Genomic DNA, 25,264 nt, shown 5'->3' on the forward strand with positions numbered 1-25,264 from the left:
CAAACCATGCGCGATGCAATGCGAGAAAGAATCAATACTGCTTTGCGGGCAGCTCAAGACGCGAGCGACAAACGCCGGTGTGCCACGCTGCGTTTGATTCAAACTGCTGTCAAAGACCGCGAAAACGCGGCCAGAGAACATGGCAAAGATGGTGTCAACGAGGATGAGGTCGTTGATATACTTCAAAAAATGCTCCGGCAACGCGATGCTTCTGCGGAAGAATTTGAAAGTGGCGGCCAGCTGGATTTGGCTGAACAGGAGCGCATCGAGCAAGCGATTATCCGGGAATTTTTGCCCGAACAATTGAGCGAAGCCGAGGTTCGCTCGGCCTGCGAGTCAACCGTTAAAGAAATTGATGCCCATGGGCTTCGGGACATTGGCCGCTGTATGAGTGAACTGAAATCCCGTTATCCAGGGAAGATGGACTTTGTTCAGGCGTCCTGCGTCATGAAGGATATGTTGCGCAATGCCGGCAACGAAAACACAGGCGGCGAGCCTGGAGATGAGGCCAGTAACTGAACTTGTGCTGGCAGCTCAAATAGCTGCCGCCGGACTGTCCTTTCCCGGTTGACCACATATCATCCCCAGATACGCCGGTCAGATGTCAATCTTCTGGTGCGGGATCGAAATACGTCCTATTTTGATCTGTCTTGCGTGCTGCCAAGGTGCGAGCACTCCTAGTTCTGCCGATACGGATTTATAAACTTTCATGCGATTTGAGCCGCGCCTACTTGATGAAATCCGGGCCCGACTGCCGCTATCCGAAATTGTGGCGCGCAGGGTTACCTGGGATCGGCGCAAGACCCAGCCGGGTAAAGGGGACTATTGGGCTTGCTGCCCGTTTCACCAGGAAAAGAGCCCGAGTTTCCACGTCGATGACCGGCGCAATCGCTACAAATGTTTTGGTTGCGGTGCCTCGGGCGATCATTTCAGGTTTCTGACCGAAACCGAAGGCTTGAGCTTTCCCGAAGCCGTGGAACGGCTGGCTGAACAGGCTGGCGTTGCCTTACCTGCTCCGGATCCGCAGGCCGCGCGGCGGGAGCAAAAGCGCGCAGGGCTTGCCGATATATGCGAGATGGCAGCGCAGTTTTTCGAAACACAATTCAAAAGCCCGCGTGGAGACGCGGCCCGCGCTTATGTCCAAAAACGCGGGCTCACTCAGGAGACTTTACGCGAATTCCGGTTTGGCTTGGCACCAGACAGCCGCGATGCACTGAAAACCCATCTCAAAGGCCAGGGGATTCCTGAGGCGGCGATGATAGAAGCTGGCCTCTTGATCAAACCGGAGGACGGCCGTCCGACTTATGATAGGTTCCGTGGCCGCTTAATGATCCCGATCCAGGATGACCGCGGCCGGGTGGTTGCCTTTGGTGGCCGGACGATGTTGCCTGATGGTCAGCCGAAATACCTGAACTCGCCGGAAACACCGCTCTTCCACAAAGGCACGATGCTGTTCAACGCCCACCGGGCGCGCGAACCTGCCTTCAAGTTGAGCCAGGCTGTGGTGGTTGAGGGCTATATGGATGCAATTGCACTCTACCAGGCTGGGATCCGCCATGTGGTGGCCTCGCTCGGAACGGCCTTTACCGAAGACCAGATCCTGCGGCTGTGGCGGTTTGCTCCTGAACCGGTGATCTGTTTCGACGGCGATGCCGCGGGAGTTTCTGCAGCTCACCGCGCCATTGACCGCATTTTTCCAGTGCTCAAAAGCGGCTATTCGTTCCAATTCAGCTTTCTGCCGGATGGCATGGATCCGGATGATCTCATCAAGCAGCGCGGTGTTTCCGGTTTTCAGGAGGAAACCGCTCGGGCAAAATCCTTGTTTGATGTGGTCTGGGACCGGGAGATTTCTGTTGCCCGGCTGGATACGCCGGAACGCAAAGCGGCCCTGGAAAAACGCTTCGACGATTTAATCGGCACCATCCGGGACGAGCGGGTTAAGCGGCGCTATCAGCTGGACCTGAAGTTCAAACTGTCGAACTTGTTTTTCGAATTGTCGCGCCAAGACCGCAAAGGTGGTCGCAAGCCTGGTGCCGAGTCTGCTGGTGGTGTCATTGGGCTTGCGCGCGAACGAGTGGCAGTCAGCGATGACTTTGGCACTGAGCGGCTCGTTCTGGGCCTTTGCATGCGCTATCCCTATCTCCTGGACAGGAATTTCGAGCGGGTCTCGGGCTTGCCCTTTGTCAATGAGTTGCACATCGGAGTTCGGGATGCGTTGTGCCGGATCGTTGATGACCTTGAAACAGCACCGGTTGCCGGTTTGATTTCCTCCTTCGATGATCCGCTCAAGGACATCATGCATGAGATGGTTCTGGAAACGATTGGCCTGCAGGAACAAAAACAGGCGGAGTTTTCAGCGCTCAACCATCGCTTTCCGCTGCTCAAAGCGAACCCGCCCGAGGATTTTGTCGAGGCGGCCTTCCTTCATTTCCTGGATGTGTTGGAACTCAATGCCTTGGAAGAGGAGTTGCAGTCAGAGCTGGCCAGTGCTGATGAGCACTTGGATGAGACGTCATGGGACCGGATTCAGGCCCTGACGCAAGATCTTGCACGGCGGCGCGAGGAATGCGCCCGTGAAGAAGGTGAACTTGCCGAACGGGCCAAGAAAATCCGATCAGCGCCCCCAGCTGCATCAGCGGATAGTAGTGCTATTGCTTCGATTTGACGAAACCTGCAGCTGGGAAGGCTCAGATTCTACTTCGCCAGTTTCTAGGGCCTGAAGAATGTCACGAAGCATTGCTTCTTGTGCCAGAAGAAAGTCCGTCATCTGTTCTCCGGCAAGATACATTGGCTCCCACTTATGCAAGCGTCGCGTGTTTTCCCAAACACGGGTCTCGGACAAAGATGCGAGCATGGTCCGGTAATGGGTTACTTCGCTATTCTCGGCATTGGCCCCGGAAAAGAAGCCACGCCAGTTCGCAAACACAACATTTAATCCAATGCTATTCAGGGCCGGGGCCGCAACGCCTTGCAATTGCCCGTCCGAGGTTACGCCGAGTATTCTAATCTTGCCTTCTTGTGCCGCCGGGAGGAGTTCTCCGACGCCGCTGACGACCGCTTTCACTTGACCTTGAAGCATGCGATTGAGTGCTTGTTCTCCGCCATCGGCAGGGGAATACCTGATCTTGTTGAGTGGAATTTCTGCCGCCTGTGCAATCAGACCAAGAGTGATGTGATCCAGTGAAAAGTACTCCGACCCTCCGGCGATTGGCACTCTTGCTGGAGAGGATTTGATTGCGGCAAAGAGGGCGTAGATGTTTTGGTATGGACTATCTGCAGGGACGGCGATTGCCTGATAGTCATTTATGAGGATCGCGACAGGTGTGGTATCCCGCCAACCTGGCTGAAAATCGCGTCGAATTGCACGGATTATGATTGGTACCGATTGAACCATCAAAGTGTTTGTATGCCGTTCCGGAGACCTAATTAGGCTTAGCAGCGCCCGGCCCCCGCCCGCGCCCGGGTGGTTTTCGTAGGTGATATCGGTGGCAAGACCTGTTGATGTGAGCGCTGCCCCAACTGCCCGCGCTGTAGAATCCCAGCCACCGCCCGGACTTCCAGGGATCAAGAACCGGATCGGCTTTGTGTCGGCACATGCTGTCGAAGTTACAATAAACCCAAGCAGAGCAGCTGTCAGAAGCCGCTGGGCAGCACGCAGAAATCTGTCACTATAAAACATGATAGTTCTCCTCCCCGAACACCCATGACCAATCGGTTGGTTAGCAGTGGCGGAGGCCGCCACTGTTTGTGTTTCGCAGTGTTGCTATTGAAGTTTATTCAGAATTTCGCCGAGATCTTTTTCCTGCTTTGCCAGAAAGGCTGTCAGTTCATCTCCCACCAAGACAAGCGGTTCCCATTTGTGTTTCCCTCGAGCCTCTGTCCAAGTGCCTGTTTCAGACATGCTCACCAACATTTGGCGGTATTCTGCAACTTGCTCTTCGCTTGCACCCGGTGCAGTGAAGAAACCGCGCCAGTTGGAAAACACGACATCTAGGCCCTGGCTTTTCATAGTTGGAACATCAAGTCCCGGAAGCGGTTCAGCCGATGTAACGCCTAAGATTCGGATACGGCCGTCTGCAGCGGCTGGCAGGAGTTCTCCAACACCGCTCACGACAGCTTTCACTTTGCCGTCGAGCATGCGGTCGAGTGCCTCTTTACCCCCGTCTGCGGAGGAGTATCTCAGCTTCTCAAGCTGAATACCGGAGGCCTGAGCGATCAATCCAAGCGTTAGGTGGTCAAGGGACAAACGGCCGGAACCACCTGCGACGACGACATCCTTCGGGCTTTCCTTCAGCGCAGCAACAAAGCTGTTCATGTCGTCAAACGAGCTAGTCGCCGGGACTGCGACCGCTTGATAGGCGGAAATCATCGTCGCAACGGGCGTGATGTCCTGCCAGTTGTTTTGATAAACTCCGGTGAGCGCACGAATGACCAAGGGTGTAGACTGAACCATCAGCGTGTTTGGATGTTTTTCCGGATCGTTTACCAGGCTGAGTAGGGCGCGTCCGCCTCCAGCGCCGGTCAGGTTTTCATACCCTTTGACCGTGGCATGATTTGTTTCTTCTAAGGCGCCTCCAACCGTCCGGGCCGTGGTGTCCCAGCCGCCTCCTTCGCCGCCTGGAATAAGGAAATTCACTTCGATTTCTTTTGCCAAAACCGGGCCGGTGAGAAAAAGCCCCATAAGAGCTGCAGTTGTGACTGATTTTAGTGTTGTCGAACGGATACCAGTGGACATGACAAGCTTTCTTTCTTCACTTCATTTTTGAGAATTTCGGCAGGTTTTTGTTTTTCTTCCTGCAAGTCAGATTTTCTCCGCATTTTTACTGCTTGCACTTAGAGTGCGTTCTGTACCTGTCAGTAACCTGTCAAACTTTCTCCGGTATATTTATTTTTGATTGGAAATTAAATTTTGAATATCTAAATTTTTACTTGATGTTAGGAACTGTAAATTTTACCTAAACAAACTATTTCTTATTGGTGTTTTGCATTTTGGAGTTGTTGCTTTTCTGGTGGGTTTATTTTCGTTTGGGCATTTGGTGAACACTCGCGGCGTTTGTATGTCTGCAGGAGGTGTCTGCCGCTAAATCCGGTAATTCACAGCGGAAAATGAAGAAATCTTATTGACCAGTCGCGAATCACACTTGCGAATCGTGCGCGTCGAGCTAAATAGATCTTTTGCAGCCCTCATGAGCCTCAGCCTTCAAGCCTGCTGACGGCCAATAGTCAGAAAAATGCTGCAACCCACTGATGAACACTGTTGTGGAGGCTTTGGCTGCCGCAACGTTGGATACTGCATGCATTGTCGATGCGATAAATGACATGGTCGATAGGTGAGCAGTTAATTGGGACTTAAGGGACACAGCTTACAACCTGTTGAAGACATTGATTCGCCTGGCTGCCGCCGCATCTTTGCTGGCGCGCTGGGGAAAATGGGTTTGAGCGGAACTGGGCGCGGCGTGGCCTGTTAAGGTCACGAATTGGAGCACGATATGGTAGCCAAAGCGACACAAGCGGACGACAACAAGGAACAAAGCGGAGACGGTCCGGACGGCCCGCTTTTGGACCTGTCGGGCGCTGCAGTCAAAAAGATGATCAAGACCGCGAAAAAACGCGGCTATATCACTTACGACGAACTTAACGAGGTTCTGCCATCTGATCAGAACTCATCGGAAAAAATCGAAGACATCATGTCGATGCTTTCCGATATGGGCATCAATGTGGTTGAGGCCGAAGAAGCCGAAGACGGACCTGAGGAGGTCGATGGTGGTGAGCTGGTCGCAGCAACCACCACTGCGGTTGCCAAAACCACCACGACAAAAGAACCTGCCGATCGGACCGATGATCCGGTGCGCATGTATTTGCGCGAGATGGGCTCGGTTGAGCTTTTGTCCCGCGAAGGCGAAATCGCCATCGCAAAGCGCATTGAGGCCGGCCGCGAGGCTATGATCGCAGGGCTTTGTGAAAGCCCGCTGACCTTCCAGGCGATTATCATCTGGCGCGACGAACTCAACGAAGCTCAGGTTCTCCTGCGCGACATCATCGATCTGGAAGCCACCTATGCTGGCCCGGATGCCAAGGCTGGCCCGACCGGGGCCAACGATGATGACCCGGACAGCGAAGGCGGTGAGCAGACCAGCCCGCAAAACCAGTCAGGCCAGCAGGACAACGCCGGTGGTGTTTCTGAAGAGACGGAAAACGAAGGCGGCGAAGGTGAGGGCGATGAGGACGACGACGACGAGTTCGAATCCAACGTCTCTTTGTCTGCAATGGAAGCTGAGCTAAAGCCGCAGGTTTTGGAAACCTTCGACAACATTGCCGACAACTACAAAAAACTGCGCCGCCTGCAGGATCAGCTTGTTGAAAACAAGCTGGCCAACCGGACGTTGTCTCCAAGCCAGGAGCGCCGGTACAAGAAGCTGAAGGAAGACATCGTCATCGATGTGAAGAGCCTGTCGCTCAATCAAAACCGTATCGATGCCCTTGTTGCTCAGCTCTATGACATCAACAAGCGCCTGATGGGCTACGAAGGCCGTCTCCTGCGCCTGGCAGACAGCTATAATGTCGACCGCCAGGACTTCCTGAAACAGTATCAGGGCGCTGAGCTCGATCCGAACTGGCTGCGTAAGGTGGCCAACCTTTCCACACGCGGCTGGAAGAACTTCATCGCCAAGGAAAAGGAAAACGTCCGCGAGCTGCGTCAGGAAATCCAGACTCTGGCGACCGAGACTGGTCTTGAAATCACCGAATTCCGCCGCATCGTCGCAATGGTGCAAAAGGGCGAGCGCGAAGCCCGCATCGCCAAGAAGGAAATGGTCGAGGCGAACCTGCGTCTCGTGATTTCCATTGCCAAGAAATACACCAATCGCGGCCTACAGTTCCTGGATCTCATTCAGGAGGGCAACATCGGCCTGATGAAGGCGGTTGATAAATTCGAGTACCGCCGCGGTTATAAATTCTCCACCTATGCGACCTGGTGGATCCGGCAGGCGATCACCCGTTCGATCGCCGACCAGGCCCGGACGATCCGTATTCCGGTGCATATGATCGAGACGATCAATAAGATCGTCCGGACCTCTCGCCAAATGTTGCACGAGATCGGCCGTGAGCCGACCCCGGAAGAGCTGGCCGAAAAACTGCAGATGCCGCTGGAGAAGGTCCGTAAGGTTCTGAAGATCGCCAAAGAGCCGATTTCCCTCGAAACGCCGATCGGCGATGAGGAAGATTCGCACCTTGGTGACTTCATCGAAGACAAGAACGCTGTTCTGCCGATCGATGCGGCCATTCAGTCGAACCTGCGGGAAACCACGACACGCGTTTTGGCCTCTCTGACGCCGCGTGAAGAGCGCGTTCTCCGGATGCGCTTTGGTATCGGTATGAACACCGACCATACGCTGGAAGAAGTTGGACAGCAGTTCTCGGTGACCCGCGAACGTATCCGCCAGATTGAGGCAAAAGCGCTCCGCAAGCTGAAACACCCAAGCCGCTCGCGGAAACTCCGCAGCTTCTTGGACAGCTGATCAGGCTCCCCATAACTTGAAAAAAACCCGGCATATTTCTGCCGGGTTTTTTGTTAAGAAGCGAAGTGAGAAATTTGCCCGTCTTCTGGGCAGGGCAAGGCGTAGCATTTGACGATACTTGAAGTCCCGGATCAGCCAATGTTGGCGCCGCGCCAGGCAACCCAAGTGGGTTTTGCTACCGGGGTTATTCTGTCGTTGATCCTGCATGCTCTGGCAGCCCTATTGCTTGTCGATGGGTTCAAAGGCCATCGGCCGACACAGCCAGTCGATTCCGTCGAAGTCGAGCTGGTCGCTCCGCCGGAGATTTCTCCACCAGAACCGGCTCCGGCTGAGGAAGAAGAGGCGGCCGTTGAAGAAGAGCTGCCGCAGGAAGAGGAACTGGTGGAAGAAGAGGAGGAAACTCCTGCCGAACCGGAACCGGAAATAGAGCCGGAACCCGAACCTCTCCCTGAAGAGGTGCCGGAAGCGCGCGAACAAGTGCGGATGATGCAGCCGGTCGAAGAATTCGGAGAAGAAGATACAGCACCTGCCAGTAGTGAAGAGGGGGAGACGCAACAGGCAGAGGCTTCGCCGGAAGAAGTGGATCCAGAAGAGCTGCCAATTGAAGAAGCTGTGACCGAAGACGCTGAGGCCGAGGAGCCGGAGACCGCGGAGACAGAGGTGGCCGAGCCTCAAGATGTTGAAGAACCGGAAATCCAGGAGACTGAGATAACAGCCTTGCAGCCGGAAGAGCCTCAAATCGAGGAGCTGTTGGAAGAAACAGAGACGGTTGAACCGGGTGAAACAGAAACGCCAGAAGAGCAGAGCATAGAAGCAGAGTCGGAGGCTGAGCTAGGGCCGCAAGAGCCTGCACCGGTCTCAGATGTTGTTGATGAAGATGTGGTCGTACCGGGTCCCTCGGAAGAGACAGAAGCGGAACCGGCTGCTGAGGAGATAGAGATAGAAAGCGGTGCTGAAGTTCCGGACGAAACCGGAGAGAGTACCGGTGAGGGCGAAACAGTCGTTGCCGGCATTCCGCGCTCTAAACCGCCAGTTCCGGCGTGGGCGGCCAGGTCCGCCCGGTCAGCCCGGGCAAGTGCGCGCGGTGGCAGCCTTGCGGGGCAACTCCGTCCGGTTACCCGCATTCTGACCGGCGATGTGATGGTGGATTCACGCACACGCACAGCAATGCGCGGAATGCCGCCCGGACAGAGATTGATCAGACTTTGTACAACTGAGCTTCGCGCGCAGTTGAATGCATCGACCCCTCCCTTCTTTCCAGATCTGATGCCGTCTCTTCGACCACGCTCAGGGACGGTGCTGGAGCCGGCGGGCTGGGTTGCGTTTCGCAGCTTTGGCCAGTGGTTCAACGTGGCTTTCCGTTGTCAGACAGATGCTGGGGTGCGGCGGGTGGAGCGTTTCAGCCTCCGGGTTGGGTCGCCTGTCCCAAGATCGCAGTGGCGTCAGCGGGGATTTCCGCTGTGACGAGATGCCTTTGCATTGGAAGAGTGGCGCAAAAGCGAATGGACTTCTTAGAGCGGAAGTGCGTCATTACGGCGCAAAAACCATCTTGATCTTGGTCAAGCCGAGGCCAGAATCCCCATGATAGCCAGATTGGGCCATGACCCAATCAACGTCCCTCTTCGATGGGCCGGAACCCGGCAAGTTGCCGTCTCCGGTCCGGTTTCCTTTGCCGCTGTTTATCCTGCAGCCGATCCTGGCGCGGATTGTTCACCGGGTTGCCCGGGATGAGCCATCCGTGTTCAACCGGCTGGGGCCGCACAAACACACAAGATACATCATAGATCCGGCCAATCTGCCGTTCGTTTTGCAGCTTCATCCGGACCCGGACAATCTGGTGTTGCGGGCCTGCCCGCGCAGTACAGTCCCGGATCACGAAGCGCGCATTTCCGGAAAATTCTTCGATCTCTTGCAGCTGGTCGATTGTGACCAGGATGGCGATGCGATGTTCTTCTCCCGCGGGCTCGATATTTCGGGAGACACAGAAGCCGTCGTCAGTTTGCGCAATGCGCTTGATGATCTCGATGGTTCCCTGGCGGCCCGCGTTGCCGACATGTTCGGTCCTCCGGGCCGTTTGATGCTGTCAACGCTACGGCGCGCTGCCGGATATTCTGCGCCCACCACATAAGAGGACACTATGCTGCGACCGGAGCTGATTTGCCCCGCCGGAACTCCCGCTGCTTTACGCACAGCTGCTGATGCTGGCGCGGATGCGATTTATTGCGGCTTTCAAAACGCCACCAATGCCCGGAACTTTCCGGGGCTCAATTTCACCGTCGAAGAGATGGAGCAATCGGTCGGCTATGCCCACGACAAGGGCTCCAAGGTGCTCTTGGCGATCAATACGTTCCCGCCTGCCGGAAAATTCGATCTTTGGAAAGACGCAATCGACACGGGTGTTCGCTTCGGCGTCGACGCGTTTATCGTGGCTGATGTCGGTGTGGCGTCTTATGCCGCAGAGAAATACCCGGAAAAACGCCTGCATCTATCAGTCCAGGCTGCGGCGTCCAGTCCGGAAGCCATCCAGTATTACTGCCGCGAATTTGGCGTTAAACGCGTGGTTCTACCGCGCATCCTGACGGTTCCGGAGATCAAGGCAGTTGCGGAGGAAATTCCGTGCGAGATCGAAACCTTCATCTTCGGCAATCACGGCCTGATGGTGGAAGGCCGCTGCAGCCTGACTAATTACGTCACAGGACTGTCGACTAACATGGACGGAGTTTGTTCGCCCGCGGCGCAGGTTAAATATGAGCGCGATACGGAAGGCAATCTGTCCAGTAAACTGGCCGATTTCACCATCGACTGTTTCTCCTGTTCCGATAAGGCGGGTTATCCGACGATCTGCAAGGGCCGTTATCTGACCGATTGCCGGGAAGGCGGCTACTACGCCTTTGAGGAGCCGATCAGCCTCAACCTTGCGCACCTCTTGCCCGATTTGATTGGCGCAGGCGTGCATGCCTTCAAGATCGAAGGCCGGCAACGGTCCCGCGCTTATGTCAAATCCGTAGTCAGTGCCTTCCGCGAAGCCGTCGATGCGGTGCTCTCTGGTGGGGAACCGAAAATTGCCGATCTGGTGGCTCTTACGGAGGGGCAAAAACAGACCGAAGGCGCGTTCAAAACCAAGAAATGGCGATAACATCATGACACGCAGTTTGACTCTCGGACCTATCCTGTTTCATTGGCCGGCCGAGCAGAAACTCGACTTTTATGCGCGGATTGCTGATGAGGCGCCGGTCGACACGGTGTATCTTGGAGAAGTAATCTGTTCCAAGCGTTCGCCGTTTTTTGAGCAGCATTATGATGAGGTCGCCGAGCGGCTGCAGCGGGGCGGGAAGAAGGTGGTTTTTTCCTCGCTGACCGAGGTTGTTTTGAAGCGGGAGCGCAAGGCAATCGAAGGTTTCTGTGAGCTGGACGATCATGAAATCGAGATTAACAACACCTCTGCTCTCCTCAGCATGAATGGCAAGGCCCACCGGGTCGGACCATTGATGAACGTCTATAATGAAATGACCATGGCTTACCTGGCCAAGGGCGGGGCAACCCATTTCTGCCTGCCGGTTGAATTGCCTGGAACCTCTGCCAAGCTCCTAGCAGACAAAGCTGCTGAACTTGGGGCTGGCGTTGAATTGCAGGTCTATGGCCGGGCGTCCCTTGCCGTTTCGGCGCGCTGTTATCATGCTCGGGCCCATGCACGGACCAAGGACAACTGCCAGTTCGTTTGCGAAGATGATCCGGACGGCATGCCGCTGAAAACTCTGGACGGCAAACCGTTCTTGGCGGTGAATGGCATTCAAACCTTGTCGCAGTCATACCTCAACTATTTGACGGACCTGCCGGAGTTGATGGCCGCAGGCATCTCGCACTACCGGCTGTCACCACACACGCACGATATGGTGGCCATCGCCCAAATCTTCCGGGATGTCTTAGATGACAAAGTCTCGAGCGAAGAAGCAGACGTGCGGCTCTCCGTGGTGACCGGCTCCCTCCCGTTTTCCAACGGGTTCTGGCATGGCAAGGCCGGGCATCTAAGGGTCTGAGCAAAAACGGCGGACAGGCACGCCACCGGCCAGGTGCCAAATAAGGAATTAGTTGATCAGCAGATAATTGCCGATAATCCGGTCGTAGGTGCCGTTTAGCTTGATTTGCTCCAAGCCTTTTCGGAATGAATCAACAAGGTCCTGTGCGGTATCCTTGTTGAACGCCATATAGGCATGGCCGCTGAGGTCGCTTATGGGCATTGTTCGCCGAACCAGTGCCGGGTCGACACCTTCTGAGCGGAGCAATTCGACGATCACGCTGTCATCGATGACCATCAGGTCGATCCGGCCGAGCAGAAGCTTGCGCAGATTGAACCGGTCGTCTTCGACTTGAGATAGGTTTTGAAAACCTTTTTGCGCCAGGTATTCGGCCTTGGCATCCCCAAGATAGACCCCAACCGACAATGGTTTGGCGTCTTCGAGCGTGCGGACATTGATCTCGGTGTTTTCCGCCAGGTGGTAGAAGGACACGCCATAGGGGGCGATCTCTCCGACCCATTTGAACTTTTCTTCCCGTTCGTCCGTTCTGAGGATGGAAAAAATCAGTGTGCCCGGTGTCTTTAAGGCCATTTGATAGCTGCGCGCCCAAGGCAAAAACTGGATCTGTGCCTCCCGGCCAGTCTCCTTCAACACTGCCTGAACAACTTCCGTTCCCATGCCCTTGGCGACACCGTCTTCCAGATAATTGAAAGGCGGCAATTGTTCGGTGACAATCTCCAAGGTGTCCGCCCGTGCTGCAAAGGAAAGGAGCAGGCAGAGCCCGGCAATGATCGGAAATTTCAAAACTCTCTCCGCTTGGTTGCCCGGCTATGATTACTTGGAGTTTCTAAATGCAAGGTTGATTTGTTGTGCGAGCCTTTAGATAAGATGCTCGTTCTTTGCGCGTGTTCTGGTATCAGTTTTTGCTAAATTTGTAAAATGAACCTGGACATTGGGACGTTCTTTAGAAAAGCCGACAATAAAATATCAGTTCACCAGCAAGTAACGCATCAAGATCTGATCAAAGAGACCGTTTTCCTTGATTGTCTCCAAACCTTCCTTAAAGGTCTTTACCAGCTCAGGATCAGAGGCTTTGTTAAAGGCCATGTAGAGCTGTCCGCTAAGTTCTTTGATCGGCATAACTTTTTTGAGCCTTTTCGGATCGATGCCCTCCTCCTTTAACAACGGGCCAATGACGCTGTCGTCTATTGCGATCATGTCGAGGCGTCCCAGCATGAGTTTTCTCAGATTTAGCCGGTCGTCATCTGTCGTCTGAAGATTTTCAAATCCATGTTCAATTAAAGTGGCTTCCTTGGCATCTCCTCGATAAACGCCGACATAAAGAAACCTGGCATCGGAAAGGGAATTTAGCTCCATCGGTGGTGCATCCGCGCGTTGATAAAGTGCGGCTCCAAAGGGTGCTATTGTCCCGATCCACGCAAATAGATCCTCCCGCTTGGGTGTCCGGGCGATCGAATAAACGAGCGTATTGGGTTTTGTTAGGGCGGTCTGATACGCCCGTGCCCAGGGCATAAACTGAATGTCGGACGTGTGCCCGGTTTCCTCAAGCACCGCTTGAACCACTTCAGTCGATAGGCCGCGGGCCTCACCTTCCTCCAGATAACTGTAAGGCGGGAGATGCTCTGTAACGACCGAGATCTGTTCCGCAGCTGCGGACAGAGTCATGAACGTCAACAAAATGATGGGTATGATCGCTTTCAAGGTGCACAAGCCCAGAATTCAGATTTTATCATTCGTTTCTCTGATCTTCTATTTTATATGTATATCGATAAATATTTCCAATTATTTTAAATAACTTTAGGTGGGTGGTGAAAATTTGCGCAACCTTTGCTAATTTCTTCCTTTGTTGTGGTTCTGACGTAAATGGAGAAGTTCGTTGAAGGTCGGCGGGCGCTTCGGCTCTGCCATGTGTCGTGCCTGAGCAAGAAAACAGTCGCATTCCTGATACTTAGGGAGCGTTAGTTTGGATTATGGCTTTTGTGATGAGGCTCCGTAAACCACCGGAGCCGCACGGACTTGTCATGGCTGGCCGGGACCGGCACACTTTGTAATACTGAAAACTCCAACCTGTTGAGTTCCAATGGCAAACAAACAGTCGCAGCTTTTGATCGACACCTATTTCGCAGCATTTAATGCAGGCGATACCCACAAGATGGAGGAATTGGTTGCCGAGGATGTGATCCACGATGTCAATCAGGGGGAACGGCGCACGGGCAAGGACAAATTCTGGTCCTTCAACGTTCACATGGCCAAATGCTATAAGGAGCGGCTCACGGACATCGAGCTGTTCGTCAATGATGCGGGCACACGTGCTGCCGCCGAGTTCATTGTTCACGGCACATACATTGCGACCGATGAAGGTCTGCCGGAAGCCAATGGCCAGACATACAACCTGCCGGCCGGCAGTTTTTTTGAAATCAAAGACGGCAAAATCGCCCGCATCACCACCTACTACAATTTACAGGACTGGATCGATCAAGTTGGTGGGGCCGCTGAGAATTAATCGGTTTCTGACCTTTTTAGTCTTGGGCTGGATTGGCTGCCAAATTCTGCAAATTCCTTGTTCCCTGAGATCAGCTTAGCTTTTGTCATTCCACCGGATGTTAGTTTTGGGGGGCGTGCGCTCCAAATTGAGGTGTTGACGGATCTGATGATTCGATATAACTAGAAATATAGTTATATTAACTTGATGATCATCGGAGACGATCACATGGTGCTGGAAGAAGCCGCGCAAGGCTTTGCGGCGCTGGGCTCGGAGGCCCGGCTGCAGGTATTGCTTACGTTGGTGCGGGCAGGGCGGTCTGGATTGAGTGTCGGCGACATTCAATCGCGCACAAGTATGGCCGCCTCAACACTCGCCCATCACTTAAAATTCTTGGCGTCCGCCGGGCTCATCCGTCAGGAAAAGGACGGCCGGACGGTGATCAACCAGGCCCAATTCGAGCATTTGGAAGCATTGGCCGGTTACATCTTGAAAGAATGCTGCGCAGACGAAAATGGGTCTGCCGCTTCTGATAGTGCAAGGAGCGCAGCAAATGACTGATATTGTCGATCTGCAAGACACGTCCTCCAGCTGTTGTTCCGGAGGCGCCAATACCGAGCCTCCGTCTAACTCCAAACTCAAGGCCGGTCTTCAATTCCTGCGCAAACATGTCTTGTCGACCTGGGCAATTGTTCTCGGGGCGCCGCTTTTGGTGTTGTTGCTGGATCAGCCGCAATTCTGGAATGTTGTCACGTTCGCGATCAAAGCCTTTGGCGGAACAGCGCCATACATAGCCTTTGCCGTTCTGCTGATTGCCTGGCTGAAGGCCGCAGGTGCCGAAGCCTATATCGGCAAAGCTTTTGAAGGACGGGAGGCCCAGGCAATTGTTCTGGCCGCGATGTTTGGCGGGTTGGCACCGTTCTGTTCCTGCGAAGTAATTCCATTTGTCGCTGGGCTTTTGGCGGTTGGCGCGCCGATCTCCGCGATCATGGCTTTCTGGCTGTCGTCGCCGTTGATCGATCCGCCCACTCTGTTGATCACAGCGGGTGCGCTTGGCTGGAACTTTGCCATAGGTAAAGCCGTCTTTGCGGTGGCGCTGGGCTTGTTTGGTGGTGTTATTGTGGCTCTAATCAGCCGGACCGGGGGGTTCAAAACTCCGGCGCGTGCGGCCTCGATTTCCGGCTGTGGCTGTGGTGCATCTCCCAAAACCGGCCGCCCGGTCTGGTCTTTCTGGAAAGAAGCCGAGCGCAGCAGCACTTTCGGCACTGAGCTTAAGAGTAATGCGCTGTTTCTCGTCAAATGGCTGGCGCTGGCTTATGTCCTGGAAGCTTTGCTGGTGACATATGTCCCAGCCGATCTGATCGCCGGTGTGGTCGGTGGCAACGGTCTTGGGTCAATCGTGATTTCCGCGCTTGTCGGCATGCCGGCCTACCTCAACAGCTATGTGGCACCGCCGCTGCTGGCTGGCTTGATGGAGCAGGGCATGAGTTCTGGCGCTGCCATGGCCTTCATGATCGCCGGTGCGGTCAGCTCCATCCCGGCCATGGCAGCTGTCTGGTCGCTGGTCAAACCGACGGTCTTTGCAACTTATCTCGGCCTTGGGTTTGTCGGGGCGGTGTTGTCTGGCCTGATCTTTCAAGCGGTTGTGTGAGGCAACTCATGACAGTTTTGGTAACTGTGCGTGTTGATACATCCAAGAACACCGGGGCCAGCTTGCTGGTCCCGGTTGGGATATCAACACCGCACCAAACACCGGTGTCCTTTGACGCCAAAGGCGGGACGTGGCGCCTTGCTGGTGAAAGTGCAACCGGCCAGATGGCGGCTGTCATAACACCGCTCGGAGATGGGCCTGTGGTCCTGGACTACCTGTTTCAAAACGGAGGAGCCCAGTATCCGGAAACCATGTTTGTACCACGGCAGACCCGCTTCACACGGGCGGCAGATGCCTTGGTGGAAGATGTCCGTGATCTGGTGGCTAATGCGGCCGATGGCAACGAATTGATCGAGAAGATCGTCAACGCAGTCGCCGAGAAATTCACTTACGGCCACCCAGAAATCCGCTTCAATGATGGCCTCGAGGAAATCCCGTATCTCTCCTGTGGTCTCACAGAAGGCTCCTGCGTCGACATCAACACCTATCTGATCGCATGTTTAAGAGCAGCCGGTATCGATGCGGGGTACGTCTACGGTTACTTCTTTCCGGAAGAGAAAAACGGTTCCTGCGATGACGGTCATTGCTGGGTGGTCACGCGTCACGATGGTGAGGTGAGGGAATGGGACATTGCCCTTCACCTGAAACTGGGCACTCGCGAGATTTGTTGTGGTCTCAATCCTAAACCCGGGCACAGGATCGCCGTTGCTCACTCCATGGGACTGAGTTTTCCGGCGCAGGGTATTGTCGAGACCAAACTGCTCGGCGAGCCCGCCTGGGTCGGGGGGGATGGCATTCTCGGCAAGGCCGAGCTTGGTATTCGCTGTGAACAAGACGGCGAAGCTGCCGCGGCATAACGAGCTGTCCCGGCCTCCGGGCCGGGACCGGGCCCTAACTGGTCCCGGATCTGTTCTGGGACGGCACGAGCAAGATGAAGTGGCGGTGGTTTTGCCTCAACTTCTTTTCCGGCTGAACACCATTTTCTGCCCAGCCAGTTTCTCCTGAGGCCCTATCCAAGCATACGCAAGAAGGGCCGGTTCCAGCTTCGACACTGTGATCCGGTGGGCGTGTTCTGGTGGGTTGAAAATCATTGAGCCAGGTGAATATACGCCCTGGTGATTTTCTGAAACCGCGCCGGAAAGACAGATGTAACTTTCCGAGATTCCATCGTGGGAGTGCGCCGGATAGGTGCAGTTGGGTGCAAACAACACCAGCCCCAGAATGACTTCGGTGGTCAGGATCGGTCCGTTCGGTCCGCAGATCTCGGCATAAGCATATTTTTTGTCGAGCCCGCGCGGCACCTTCTCGTAGCCATATTGCCAGATCAAGTGGTCCTGAACGGATTCAATGGCGCGGATCAAGGTGGCCGTGCGTTCCAACCGGCCTTCGTCCAGCGCTCGCTTTAAGTGAGCTGTCACCGGTTTTTGTGCAGGCGCATCGAAGCGGATCTCTGCATTGGATTTGATAACCCGGGAGATCGCTTCGCGCACACCGCGCTGGTGCGCGCGGATCCGGTCACTGCCGCCGGAAGACAGGAACCGGTAGACTTCATAATACTCCCGCAAGAGGTATCCCCAGTCGGGGTAATCCGATAGGCGCCGGTTGGCCAATGTTTCCGGTTCGGTGTTTTCTGATTCCAGCAAGGTCAGCGCTCCTCCTGCCCACAAGTGACTGGCCAGTGTCTCTGGATCGCAAGGTAGACGGTTTTTCCCTTGCGGCAATCGCAATCGCATATCCGGCATGTGTTCTTTTGGGAAAATCACATGTTGCGCAGGCGCTTGTGATCGCTAATCTGCGGGCCGCAATCTTAGGAAATCTCTCATGTCAGTCATTGTTGTTGGCGCCGGTATTTCGGGCCTTTCCACCGCCTGGGCACTCACCAAAAGGGGCGTGCCAGTTACCCTTTTGGAGCAGGGGCCGATTCCCAATCCGCTCAGCGCCTCCGGTGATCAGCACCGCATTATCCGCCGGGCCTATGGCGGGCAGGGCGGCTATCAGCGCCGGATCGGAGATGCCTACGCGGCCTGGGATGAGATGTGGGCTGATCTCGGGGAAAAACACTTGGCAGAAACCGGGTTTTTGCTCTTGTCCCAGCAAGTGGGAGATGGCGGTGATGAGTACCGCAGCGGCTTGATTGAAGGCGGCTATCCGGTTGATGACATGAGCGCTCAAGAAACTGCTGAGCGCTATCCGTTTATCGATCCAAAAACCATTCGCTGGGGTGCCTACAGTGAGGAAGGCGGGGTGCTGCTTTGCCAGAGAATTGCCAGTGGGCTGCGTGATTGGCTTCGGTCCAAGGGCGGGGCCGTGCGCGAAAACTGCTGTGTTGCCTCCGTTGATACGGCTGCAGGCTCAGTCACTCTTGCTGATGGGGCTGTTTTGGCCGGCGATCATGTCATCGTCACGGCTGGGGCCTGGACGCTAGGTCTTTTCCCGAATTTCCAAACGAGCCTGACCACCTACAGGACCGCTGTTGTCTACCTGACCCCGCCGGAGGGTCTGGTAGCGTCCTGGGCTAGCGCTCCGGCGATCCTTGATCCGGGCGGAACCATAGATGGTTATGTCTTGCCTCCGGTCCCTGGAACAGGTTTGAAATTCGGTGCAGGGATTCACAAACACAAAGCCAGCCCGGATCAGGACCGGGTCGCGAAACCTGGCGAAGGCGAGGCTTTGCGCAACTACTTTTCACCGCCCATTGGCCGGATTGAGGAGTATAAGGTCGACGATGTTGTTACCTGCGCCTACACCTTCACCGCTGATGAACACTTCTTCTGTTTGAGTGAAGCCAAGGCCACCATTGTCTCCGCTTGCTCCGGCCACGGTTACAAGTTCGGCGCCGTTGTGGGCCAGAAGCTTGCGGACGGTTTTCTAGCCAAGGATATGGACGCCGCCCGCATTTGGCTGGAAGCGCGTGACTAACATCACTCAGTGAAGTTCTGTCAGAATATCGACACAAAAAGAGCGGTTTAGCAATGACACTTCAGATCCGGCGGTTGATCGGCGAAGATTTGAAATTGGCGTTGGGCGGGTTGGCTCACTTGCGGATTTCGGTCTTTCGGGCCTGGCCCTATCTTTATGAGGGGACTGAAGACTACGAAACGAAGTATCTTCAACGCTATGCGGAGACTGAAGGCGCGGTGATCGTCGGCGCTTATGACGGTGACCGTTTGATCGGTGCGGCCACGGGGGAACCGCTCGGGAGTGAATATGAAGCCTTTCAGGCACCTTTGAAGGCCAAGGGGTTCGACCCGGATAACATCTTTTACATGGCCGAATCTGTCCTGGACCCGGCCTATCGCGGACGGGGGATTGGACACCTGTTTTTTGACGAACGGGAAGCGCATGCGAAGGCCCTTGGATTTGAGGAGGCAGTCTTTTGTGCTGTGATCCGTCCGGAGAGCCATCCGCTTAGACCAGCAGAATACCAGCCACTTGATCCGTTTTGGGTCAAACGGGGCTATGCCAAGCTGGAAGGGGTCACCGTGACGTTCCCCTGGCGGGATGTTGGTGAAACCGAAGAAACCGAAAAACCGATGCAGGTTTGGCACCGGCGGTTCTAGGGTTCAGACCCATAAATGAGATTGACTTGGTTTGAAGCGGTTTGTCCAAGGCCAAGGCGCGAAGGGGCAGGAAATACTGAGCCTTTTCAAGTCTTTCGCAATGTCGGCCTTGGATAAACCGGTCAAATCCATGGGACGATAAAATGACTTTAGCCAGCTGCATAAAAGCATTCGGCCGGGCAAACGCCCGCTCATCATGCTCTTCCTGTCTGTCTGGTGTCATTTTAACGCCAAACAAGCCTCATTTATGGGTCTGAACCCTAGTTTTAGCGCGTTCCACTATTGTCGTGGGCGGCTTCGCCCATATGTCTGAAGGTGGTGATCGCGAGTAGTATTTGGTGGTGATCCCGATCCAAGGGAAAGAGATGTAGCTGGGGAAGGCCGTTCATGGGCGAAACACCGGATCAACCCGTTCCCTTGACCTGGGATCCAAGAGTGGTTCGCGACTGGCTGTTGGAAGAGGGCCGGTTTTCCGAAGATCTGCATGCGCTTACACAGGCATTAGGGGACCGGCTTCTGGCAGCCGGTGCGCCGGTTTGGCGGTTGCGGCTTGCAATGCGAACGCTTCATCCATTGATGACCGCGATCGGCTCGGCCTGGGAAAGAGAACCGGGGGGCGACGAAAGGGTGCAATCCCCTCATGGGCTTGAGCACCGCCCCTCCTATATCGGCAGTCCAATGGAGAGTATCTCCAAAACGGGAAAACCCTTCCGCCGACGGTTAACTGACACCTTGGGAGAAGAAGATCATCGTATTCTTCATGAGCTGAAAGCTCGTGGGGCAACCGATTATCTTGGGATGCCGCTCCGCCTGGCAGGTGGCGCTGGTGCAGTTTTTGTGGTCACGAGTGATGCGGAAGGTGGATTGGCAGATGCTGATGTCTTGGCGTTTGAACGAGTCTGCTCCGCGGTGACACCGATCGTAGAAGTTTTCCGGTACCGTGACACCTCAGCTGCTATCGCGGAGGCCTATCTTGGCAAACGGACCGGCCAACGGGTTCTGGATGGCCAGATCACACGTGGCGATATTGAGCATATTCAAGCCGCAATCCTTGTAAGCGACATTCGGGACTGGACAGGAATGAACATGCGTCTTCCGGCGGAAGAGGCGCTGGCGTGTGCCAATCGTTACTTTGAAGTGATTGCTGAGGCTGTGGAATCTCACGGCGGGGAAATCTTGAAATTTCTCGGCGACGGCGTATTGGCGGTTTTTCCGACGCAAGGCGGTGACGCCGACGACTGTGCTGTGTGTAGCAATGCGCTTGCCGCTGCTAAGGCAGCGTTGCTGCGGGCGGACGAGATCGATCCACCTCTCGAATTGAAGTTTGGTATTGGCCTTCATTTTGGAGACGTTCTTTATGGCAACATCGGGTCCGCAACGCGGATCGATTTCACGGTTCTTGGATCGGCGGTGAACATTGCCGCACGTTTGGAGGGACTGTGCCGTCAGTTAGATCGGCAAGTCCTGTTTACGAATGAAGTGGCTGAGCGGCTCCCGTATTCCGTGGAGGCATTGGGGCTTGTTGACTTGAAAGGTGTCGAAAGACCTATTCAGGCCTGCAGTCTTTTGTGAGAATGTTTCGAACATAGTAAATTATGATATTTTTACTTATATTTCTCTAATTCAATTGTAACAAGTTGCAGTGGAATTTGTGCTGTATGTTATGTTTAATTATTTAATACTATAGTCAATATTTGGATTTACGTTCCTGTAGTTCTGGTTGAAAGCTGTTTCGGTACAGTCACAATCCCTTGGAAATTGCGGAGGATCGTTACCTTGTTCAATTGGAAAACGTTTGTAGGAGCAGGTGCCGTTGCACTTGGTATGAGCACTCAAGCCTTTGCAGTTGAGTGTCCTCGTGATGGGGCATTGATTGCCGGAGCAAGTGATTACCGGCCTTATCAAAAGGTCGATGGCAAAGAAATAAGCGGGATGGACTTCGAGGTAATCGGGGCAGTTCTGGAGAAGCTTGGTTGTCGTCTTGATGCCAAAGCGCTCCCTTGGGCGCGGCATTTGAAGGGGATCGAGGACGGCGATGTGGACATCGCGTCGCCCGTGTCCAAGACAGCGGAACGGGAAGCGTTTGCAAACTTCAGCAGTCCCTACGTGGATGCGCAGGAAGTTCTGTTTGTCCGCGCCGGCAATGAAGGGACTTACAGTTCTCTCGCCGACTTTTTCGAGAAGGGCGGGAAACTTGGTACGATCCGCGAATATGCCTATGGCGGAGATTTTTCGGCACTGAAAGACAAATATGCTGGCCAGATTCAAGAAACCGATAGCCAGGAATCAAATCTCAAAAAACTTGCGGCCGGCAGGATCGATGCAACACTCGGAGAAGTGTTTGTTGTTTCCGAAGACGTTAAACGCTTGGGATTTTCCGATAAGGTAACAAAGGCGAGCTTCCTGATTTCGTCCGACCCGTCCTACATTATGTTCAGCAAGAAAAGTGTGCCTGCAGAGTTCGTGGCCGCTTTCAGTGAGCAAATGCAGGCAATGAAAGCGTCTGGAGAATTCGAGGCGATCACCGCCAAGTATAAATAGTTGCCAGGCCGTGTCGGCGAGTTGGAGATGCAACTCGTCTGCGCGGCCAAGGTGCGCCAGCCAAAGTGATTTGACAGCCGGCGTTTGCGATTGCGAAGCTTGGCAACAATTGATTTGTCTATGATTTCATAGGTTGAAGAATTTGCGCGGCGAGTTGAGGGGCGAGGCGGCACATGTTGGATACTAATGAAGGTGTTAGGGCGGCAGTTGTTTTTCTTTTCAGGTCGGTTCTGAAAAGCTTGGTGGTGTTTGCCGCGCTTTGTTCACCTCTTAAAGCTCAGGAGATGAGACTAATCACATCTCCTTGGCCGCCGTCAGCATTCTATGATGCAAACGGACATCCGACAGGTATTGCCGTGGATATGGTAACCGCGCTGAAGGATCAGATGGGTCTGTCGACACCAATTGAAATCCTTCCCTGGGCCCGTGGTTATAAAATCGCTGAGGCCAAACCGAACATCCTTTTATTCACTGCGGGCCGCACGCAAGAGAGGCTTGATGCGGGGTTCGAATTTATCGGACCTGCGATTATGTGGACCCATGGTCTTTTGGTGAAGAACGGATCGGAACTTACTATCGAGAGCCTGGAGGATGCCCGGCAACAAGGAATAACTGCAGTCGGTGTTCGCGGATCTTGGCAGGTTAAACTCTTAAAGAAAGCAGGCATCCAAACGGTTGAAACGAGCGACCAGGGCACTGGTGCCCGGATGCTGCTTGCTGACAGGGTGGATGTGTGGATTACGTCTAGCCTGCAAGCCTCGGCGGTTTTGAAAGAAATCGGCGTGCCGACTTCGGAGGCCAAAACGGTTTTTACCGTTCGGAAATCTCCGTCTTATCTGATGATTTCGAATGGGACGGATCCGAAACTCCTCAAGAAATGGCGGACGGCTTATGAAGAGCTGAAACAGAGTGACACTTTGCAAGGTATCGCGAAGAACTGGAGTGACCGTTTGGGCGTTCCTCTGACTTACCGGCCGGAAGACGGATTTTCTGCAGTGGGAAGCGGTGAAGACGGAACCGGATAACTCGGGAAAACTATGAGCGGGCAGGAGACCCGCTCACTGAATCCCAATCAGTCGTTACTTGTAAGCTGCCACTGAATAGTCACCGACGCGCTGATGGTTTCTTCACCAGCTTCAACAGGGACGGGAGCAGCTTTCGTCATCATCATGCTCTCGGCCCGCATCATCACTGGGCGCGGCTTTTGGATGCCGGTTTCAGATATCGAAACAATGCTGCCCAGATCGACACCAGCTGCCGCCGCAAAGATCTCAGCCTTATGCCGGGCAGCCATGACGGCCTCTTTCCGCGCTTCGTCGAGTTTTTCATCCGGGTCGCTCACCTGGAACCGGATGCCGTCGACTGAATTGGCACCGCTGTCGACCACTTTGCTCAGCAGATCGCCGAGTTTGACAAGATCCCTGACATTCACCTCAACACCATTGCGCACTTCATAACCGGTAATGTCCGGTTGGCGGCCGGAATTGTCGGTCACCCGCTCATAGCGGGGATAGATCGCAAATCCGCTGGTTTGAATGTCTTTGGATTTTACGCCTGTGGCTTTGATCTGTTCAATAACCTTGGAGATATCCGCCGTGTTCCCGGCGAGCGCTTCGGCTGCGGTCTTTGCGACTGTGACAACACGTGCTGTGATGACGGCCATGTCCGGGGCGACAGTGACGGAGCCTTGCCCCTCCATTGTAATCGTACCAAAACCGGCTGAAGCTTCTTCCGATTGTGCGGGCAGGGGTGAGAGAGCCACTGCGGCGAGCGTTGCAGCGAGGGCAAACTTGCGTACAGGCGCTGACAAATAGCGGAGTTCTGGGACCGTCAATCGATGCATGGCAAATATCCTTTAATACCATTCAATTTCGCAGCAGGTTTGATCCCCCAATTGGGCAAGGGTATGGCCAGCCGGTTCATGTTGCATTCATGCAAATGCCGCACCTGGCACTCCGTGTCATGAGGCAGCGGTGTCAACCTTCGCCGGGATTGGTAAGTCACCTATCTCGCCATTTTCCGACAGAAGAACCGCAACCGGCCGGGCAGCTTCAATCTTGGAGCAGACGATGACGACCATCACTGTGAGCGGTACACATAAAACCATGCCGACCACGCCCCAGATCGCGCCCCAAAGCGCCAGGGACAACATGATGACCAGTCCGGAGAGGTTCAAATTGGCCCCCATCAGGCGCGGCTCGATCAGATTGCCAACGGAAAACTGAATCAGGCCAAGACCCGCAGCGATGGCTACAAACGGGCCAAGTGTGTCGTAGTAGACGACGGCGAGCAGGCTTGGGAACAAGACACCGATCAGAGATCCAATTGTGGGAATGTAGTTGAGAACAAAGGCGATAAAGCCGAACAAGGCCGCATAGGGGAGGCCAATGAGGATCAGCACCAGACTTGTCAAAGCGCCGGTTGCAACAGAGACAGCGGTCTTGATTGTGAAATAATGCATGATCGATGCATTGATCTCTTCACGAATGGCGAAAGCGGCCGCCGCCCGCTCTGGCGAAGCAAACAGCTTTTCGAACTTGCGGTCGAAGGTCGACTGCTCCAGCACTAGGAAGAGTACATAGATAAACACCAGGCTGGCTGATCCTGCGAGCGCTGTGACAACACTTGCTCCGGCGGTCACCATGCGCGGCACCACTGAATCTGGAAGAAGGTCCTGCAACTCTATCGGATCATGCAGCTTGAACAGTTTGGTGACTTGATCGAAGAGTTGTTCCAACCGGGCCTGATAGCTTGGGGCATCCTGCGCCAATTGCGTGAGGTTGACCGTCACAATGTCCAGCACAAATGTGCTGACACCAAAAATCGTCAGCAGCGCCAGCGGAAAGGCGACAACTCCCGGGACGTGCCATTTGCCATAGCCGACCCGCTTATAAACATTCGACAAGGCATTGATCATGTACCAGACGATCACCGCAATGATGAACGGCAAAAGCAGCGACCGCCCGACGACCAGCAGCCATCCGATCATGGACACAAGAAATACGGTCAAGGTGATGGACAACAGCGGAGAGCGCATCAATACTCCGGACGGCAAGGTGAGCAAAATCAAAGCGATGGCTAGGGTCAGGACCCTTTAATTTGGTTGAAATGGTAGGAAGGAATTTGTTCGGATACGAGACGCAAATCTGCAGGAAACCGTCCGGTTTCCAAAGGGTTGCAACGACGTTGCCGGGCAAATTCATCCTATCTTGAAAAGACGCGAAAACGGCTTCGATCTGCGGCGTCTAACCGTTCAACCGGGCAGAAGCCCGCTTTTCACGTTTTTCCTTGCAGATCATCGCCGTTTGCCGTGCCATTCCAATCAAATTAATGGGTCCTGACCCTGGACCCTAACTTGTTGGTCTTAGTTTTGAAAGCCCGGTTCTGTTCATTGCCGGTGCGGTGCTGCAGTCGCTGATCCCGCCCAGTGGACTACTGGCTTTCCGGGGCAGGGGCAGAGTTGGGCAATTTCCCGT

23 protein-coding genes are annotated in these 25,264 nt (G+C 54.5%); 16 read left to right on the forward strand and 7 right to left on the reverse strand.

The window, feature by feature from the left end:
* Positions 1-18 precede the first annotated feature (18 nt).
* Together ACOOFE_RS06665 and dnaG are read left to right on the forward strand one after the other, a co-directional pair.
* Positions 19-519, forward strand: coding sequence for a GatB/YqeY domain-containing protein (locus ACOOFE_RS06665; RefSeq protein ID WP_420415551.1), 501 nt, complete (start codon positions 19-21; stop codon positions 517-519).
* Positions 520-709: 190 nt separating this feature from the next.
* Complete coding sequence (gene dnaG, locus ACOOFE_RS06670) at positions 710-2,665, forward strand: DNA primase (RefSeq protein ID WP_420414233.1); 1,956 nt, start codon at positions 710-712, stop codon at positions 2,663-2,665.
* Here dnaG and ACOOFE_RS06675 read toward each other — a convergent pair.
* Together ACOOFE_RS06675 and ACOOFE_RS06680 are read right to left on the reverse strand one after the other, a co-directional pair.
* On the reverse strand, positions 2,633-3,679 hold the full coding sequence (locus ACOOFE_RS06675; protein ID WP_420414234.1) for a tripartite tricarboxylate transporter substrate binding protein: 1,047 nt from the start codon (positions 3,677-3,679) through the stop codon (positions 2,633-2,635). The two genes, dnaG and ACOOFE_RS06675, sit on opposite strands and share 33 nt — an antisense overlap.
* A gap of 84 nt (positions 3,680-3,763) precedes the next feature.
* Complete coding sequence (locus ACOOFE_RS06680; RefSeq protein WP_420414235.1) at positions 3,764-4,735, reverse strand: Bug family tripartite tricarboxylate transporter substrate binding protein; 972 nt, start codon at positions 4,733-4,735, stop codon at positions 3,764-3,766.
* 754 nt (positions 4,736-5,489) lie between these two features.
* Between ACOOFE_RS06680 and rpoD the strand changes: the two genes are divergently transcribed.
* The 5 genes from rpoD to ubiV all read left to right on the forward strand — a co-directional run bounded on the left by rpoD (position 5,490) and on the right by ubiV (position 11,554).
* Positions 5,490-7,517: an RNA polymerase sigma factor RpoD gene (gene rpoD / locus ACOOFE_RS06685; RefSeq protein ID WP_420414236.1), complete on the forward strand. Its 2,028-nt coding sequence runs from the start codon at positions 5,490-5,492 to the stop codon at positions 7,515-7,517.
* Positions 7,518-7,625: 108 nt separating this feature from the next.
* Positions 7,626-8,981, forward strand: a complete 1,356-nt coding sequence (locus ACOOFE_RS06690; protein ID WP_420414237.1) for a DUF930 domain-containing protein — start codon at positions 7,626-7,628, stop codon at positions 8,979-8,981.
* 136 nt (positions 8,982-9,117) lie between these two features.
* Positions 9,118-9,645, forward strand: coding sequence for a ubiquinone anaerobic biosynthesis accessory factor UbiT (ubiT, locus tag ACOOFE_RS06695; RefSeq protein ID WP_420414238.1), 528 nt, complete (start codon positions 9,118-9,120; stop codon positions 9,643-9,645).
* A gap of 9 nt (positions 9,646-9,654) precedes the next feature.
* Positions 9,655-10,653, forward strand: a complete 999-nt coding sequence (gene ubiU, locus ACOOFE_RS06700; RefSeq protein ID WP_420414239.1) for a ubiquinone anaerobic biosynthesis protein UbiU — start codon at positions 9,655-9,657, stop codon at positions 10,651-10,653.
* 4 nt (positions 10,654-10,657) lie between these two features.
* Positions 10,658-11,554: a ubiquinone anaerobic biosynthesis protein UbiV gene (ubiV, locus tag ACOOFE_RS06705; protein WP_420414240.1), complete on the forward strand. Its 897-nt coding sequence runs from the start codon at positions 10,658-10,660 to the stop codon at positions 11,552-11,554.
* Between the two features lie 48 nt (positions 11,555-11,602).
* On the opposite strand, the gene ACOOFE_RS06710 is transcribed toward ubiV, so the two are convergent.
* On the reverse strand, positions 11,603-12,337 hold the full coding sequence (locus tag ACOOFE_RS06710; RefSeq protein WP_420414241.1) for a substrate-binding periplasmic protein: 735 nt from the start codon (positions 12,335-12,337) through the stop codon (positions 11,603-11,605).
* Positions 12,338-12,520: 183 nt separating this feature from the next.
* Positions 12,521-13,219, reverse strand: coding sequence for a substrate-binding periplasmic protein (locus ACOOFE_RS06715; RefSeq protein WP_420414242.1), 699 nt, complete (start codon positions 13,217-13,219; stop codon positions 12,521-12,523).
* Between the two features lie 415 nt (positions 13,220-13,634).
* Between ACOOFE_RS06715 and ACOOFE_RS06720 the strand changes: the two genes are divergently transcribed.
* The 4 genes from ACOOFE_RS06720 to ACOOFE_RS06735 all read left to right on the forward strand — a co-directional run bounded on the left by ACOOFE_RS06720 (position 13,635) and on the right by ACOOFE_RS06735 (position 16,544).
* Positions 13,635-14,057, forward strand: coding sequence for a ketosteroid isomerase-related protein (locus ACOOFE_RS06720; protein WP_420414243.1), 423 nt, complete (start codon positions 13,635-13,637; stop codon positions 14,055-14,057).
* Positions 14,058-14,264: 207 nt separating this feature from the next.
* Positions 14,265-14,597 (forward strand): ArsR/SmtB family transcription factor, encoded by a 333-nt coding sequence (locus tag ACOOFE_RS06725; RefSeq protein ID WP_420414244.1) that lies wholly within the window; start codon positions 14,265-14,267, stop codon positions 14,595-14,597.
* Positions 14,590-15,687 carry a permease gene (locus tag ACOOFE_RS06730; RefSeq protein ID WP_420414245.1) on the forward strand — a complete coding sequence of 366 codons (1,098 nt, stop codon included), beginning with the start codon at positions 14,590-14,592 and terminating at the stop codon, positions 15,685-15,687. Before ACOOFE_RS06725 ends, ACOOFE_RS06730 begins: the two co-directional genes overlap by 8 nt.
* 8 nt (positions 15,688-15,695) lie before the next feature.
* The gene (locus ACOOFE_RS06735; protein ID WP_420414246.1) at positions 15,696-16,544 is read left to right on the forward strand and encodes a transglutaminase-like domain-containing protein; all 849 of its coding nucleotides are present in this window, start codon (positions 15,696-15,698) and stop codon (positions 16,542-16,544) included.
* Between the two features lie 96 nt (positions 16,545-16,640).
* On the opposite strand, the gene ACOOFE_RS06740 is transcribed toward ACOOFE_RS06735, so the two are convergent.
* Positions 16,641-17,330 carry a dimethylsulfonioproprionate lyase family protein gene (locus ACOOFE_RS06740; protein WP_420414247.1) on the reverse strand — a complete coding sequence of 230 codons (690 nt, stop codon included), beginning with the start codon at positions 17,328-17,330 and terminating at the stop codon, positions 16,641-16,643.
* 178 nt (positions 17,331-17,508) lie between these two features.
* On the opposite strand from ACOOFE_RS06740, the gene ACOOFE_RS06745 reads away from it, so the two are divergent.
* The 5 genes from ACOOFE_RS06745 to ACOOFE_RS06765 all read left to right on the forward strand — a co-directional run bounded on the left by ACOOFE_RS06745 (position 17,509) and on the right by ACOOFE_RS06765 (position 22,813).
* Complete coding sequence (locus ACOOFE_RS06745) at positions 17,509-18,606, forward strand: NAD(P)/FAD-dependent oxidoreductase (RefSeq protein WP_420414248.1); 1,098 nt, start codon at positions 17,509-17,511, stop codon at positions 18,604-18,606.
* Between the two features lie 53 nt (positions 18,607-18,659).
* Positions 18,660-19,247 carry a GNAT family N-acetyltransferase gene (locus ACOOFE_RS06750; RefSeq protein WP_420414249.1) on the forward strand — a complete coding sequence of 196 codons (588 nt, stop codon included), beginning with the start codon at positions 18,660-18,662 and terminating at the stop codon, positions 19,245-19,247.
* A gap of 387 nt (positions 19,248-19,634) precedes the next feature.
* Positions 19,635-20,819, forward strand: a complete 1,185-nt coding sequence (locus ACOOFE_RS06755; protein WP_420414250.1) for an adenylate/guanylate cyclase domain-containing protein — start codon at positions 19,635-19,637, stop codon at positions 20,817-20,819.
* Positions 20,820-21,023: 204 nt separating this feature from the next.
* Positions 21,024-21,788 (forward strand): substrate-binding periplasmic protein, encoded by a 765-nt coding sequence (locus ACOOFE_RS06760; RefSeq protein WP_420414251.1) that lies wholly within the window; start codon positions 21,024-21,026, stop codon positions 21,786-21,788.
* A gap of 284 nt (positions 21,789-22,072) precedes the next feature.
* Complete coding sequence (locus tag ACOOFE_RS06765; protein WP_420414252.1) at positions 22,073-22,813, forward strand: substrate-binding periplasmic protein; 741 nt, start codon at positions 22,073-22,075, stop codon at positions 22,811-22,813.
* 47 nt (positions 22,814-22,860) lie between these two features.
* Here the strand turns inward: ACOOFE_RS06765 and ACOOFE_RS06770 are convergent, their stop codons facing one another.
* A complete protein-coding gene (locus tag ACOOFE_RS06770) occupies positions 22,861-23,631 on the reverse strand; it encodes an SIMPL domain-containing protein (protein WP_420414253.1) in 771 nt (256 codons plus the stop codon).
* Positions 23,632-23,748: 117 nt separating this feature from the next.
* Positions 23,749-24,825 carry an AI-2E family transporter gene (locus tag ACOOFE_RS06775; RefSeq protein WP_420414254.1) on the reverse strand — a complete coding sequence of 359 codons (1,077 nt, stop codon included), beginning with the start codon at positions 24,823-24,825 and terminating at the stop codon, positions 23,749-23,751.
* Between the last annotated feature and the right edge of the window lie 439 nt (positions 24,826-25,264).

Origin of the sequence: Roseibium sp. (genome assembly GCF_965216085.1) — a bacterium.
GTDB lineage: Bacteria > Pseudomonadota > Alphaproteobacteria > Rhizobiales > Stappiaceae > Roseibium.

What these genes read in the sequence shown, in the direction of transcription:
- ACOOFE_RS06770 (WP_420414253.1), bottom strand. Translation starts at nt 23,631, where the DNA reads ATGCATCGATTGACGGTCCCAGAACTCCGCTATTTGTCAGCGCCTGTA.
- rpoD (WP_420414236.1), top strand. Translation starts at nt 5,490, where the DNA reads ATGGTAGCCAAAGCGACACAAGCGGACGACAACAAGGAACAAAGCGGA.
- ACOOFE_RS06750 (WP_420414249.1), top strand. Translation starts at nt 18,660, where the DNA reads ATGACACTTCAGATCCGGCGGTTGATCGGCGAAGATTTGAAATTGGCG.
- ACOOFE_RS06730 (WP_420414245.1), top strand. Translation starts at nt 14,590, where the DNA reads ATGACTGATATTGTCGATCTGCAAGACACGTCCTCCAGCTGTTGTTCC.
- ACOOFE_RS06725 (WP_420414244.1), top strand. Translation starts at nt 14,265, where the DNA reads ATGGTGCTGGAAGAAGCCGCGCAAGGCTTTGCGGCGCTGGGCTCGGAG.
- ACOOFE_RS06775 (WP_420414254.1), bottom strand. Translation starts at nt 24,825, where the DNA reads ATGCGCTCTCCGCTGTTGTCCATCACCTTGACCGTATTTCTTGTGTCC.
- ACOOFE_RS06745 (WP_420414248.1), top strand. Translation starts at nt 17,509, where the DNA reads ATGTCAGTCATTGTTGTTGGCGCCGGTATTTCGGGCCTTTCCACCGCC.
- dnaG (WP_420414233.1), top strand. Translation starts at nt 710, where the DNA reads ATGCGATTTGAGCCGCGCCTACTTGATGAAATCCGGGCCCGACTGCCG.
- ACOOFE_RS06720 (WP_420414243.1), top strand. Translation starts at nt 13,635, where the DNA reads ATGGCAAACAAACAGTCGCAGCTTTTGATCGACACCTATTTCGCAGCA.
- ACOOFE_RS06755 (WP_420414250.1), top strand. Translation starts at nt 19,635, where the DNA reads ATGGGCGAAACACCGGATCAACCCGTTCCCTTGACCTGGGATCCAAGA.
- ACOOFE_RS06765 (WP_420414252.1), top strand. Translation starts at nt 22,073, where the DNA reads ATGAGACTAATCACATCTCCTTGGCCGCCGTCAGCATTCTATGATGCA.
- ubiT (WP_420414238.1), top strand. Translation starts at nt 9,118, where the DNA reads ATGACCCAATCAACGTCCCTCTTCGATGGGCCGGAACCCGGCAAGTTG.
- ACOOFE_RS06675 (WP_420414234.1), bottom strand. Translation starts at nt 3,679, where the DNA reads ATGTTTTATAGTGACAGATTTCTGCGTGCTGCCCAGCGGCTTCTGACA.
- ACOOFE_RS06680 (WP_420414235.1), bottom strand. Translation starts at nt 4,735, where the DNA reads ATGTCCACTGGTATCCGTTCGACAACACTAAAATCAGTCACAACTGCA.
- ACOOFE_RS06715 (WP_420414242.1), bottom strand. Translation starts at nt 13,219, where the DNA reads ATGACTCTGTCCGCAGCTGCGGAACAGATCTCGGTCGTTACAGAGCAT.
- ACOOFE_RS06665 (WP_420415551.1), top strand. Translation starts at nt 19, where the DNA reads ATGCGAGAAAGAATCAATACTGCTTTGCGGGCAGCTCAAGACGCGAGC.
- ubiU (WP_420414239.1), top strand. Translation starts at nt 9,655, where the DNA reads ATGCTGCGACCGGAGCTGATTTGCCCCGCCGGAACTCCCGCTGCTTTA.
- ubiV (WP_420414240.1), top strand. Translation starts at nt 10,658, where the DNA reads ATGACACGCAGTTTGACTCTCGGACCTATCCTGTTTCATTGGCCGGCC.
- ACOOFE_RS06735 (WP_420414246.1), top strand. Translation starts at nt 15,696, where the DNA reads ATGACAGTTTTGGTAACTGTGCGTGTTGATACATCCAAGAACACCGGG.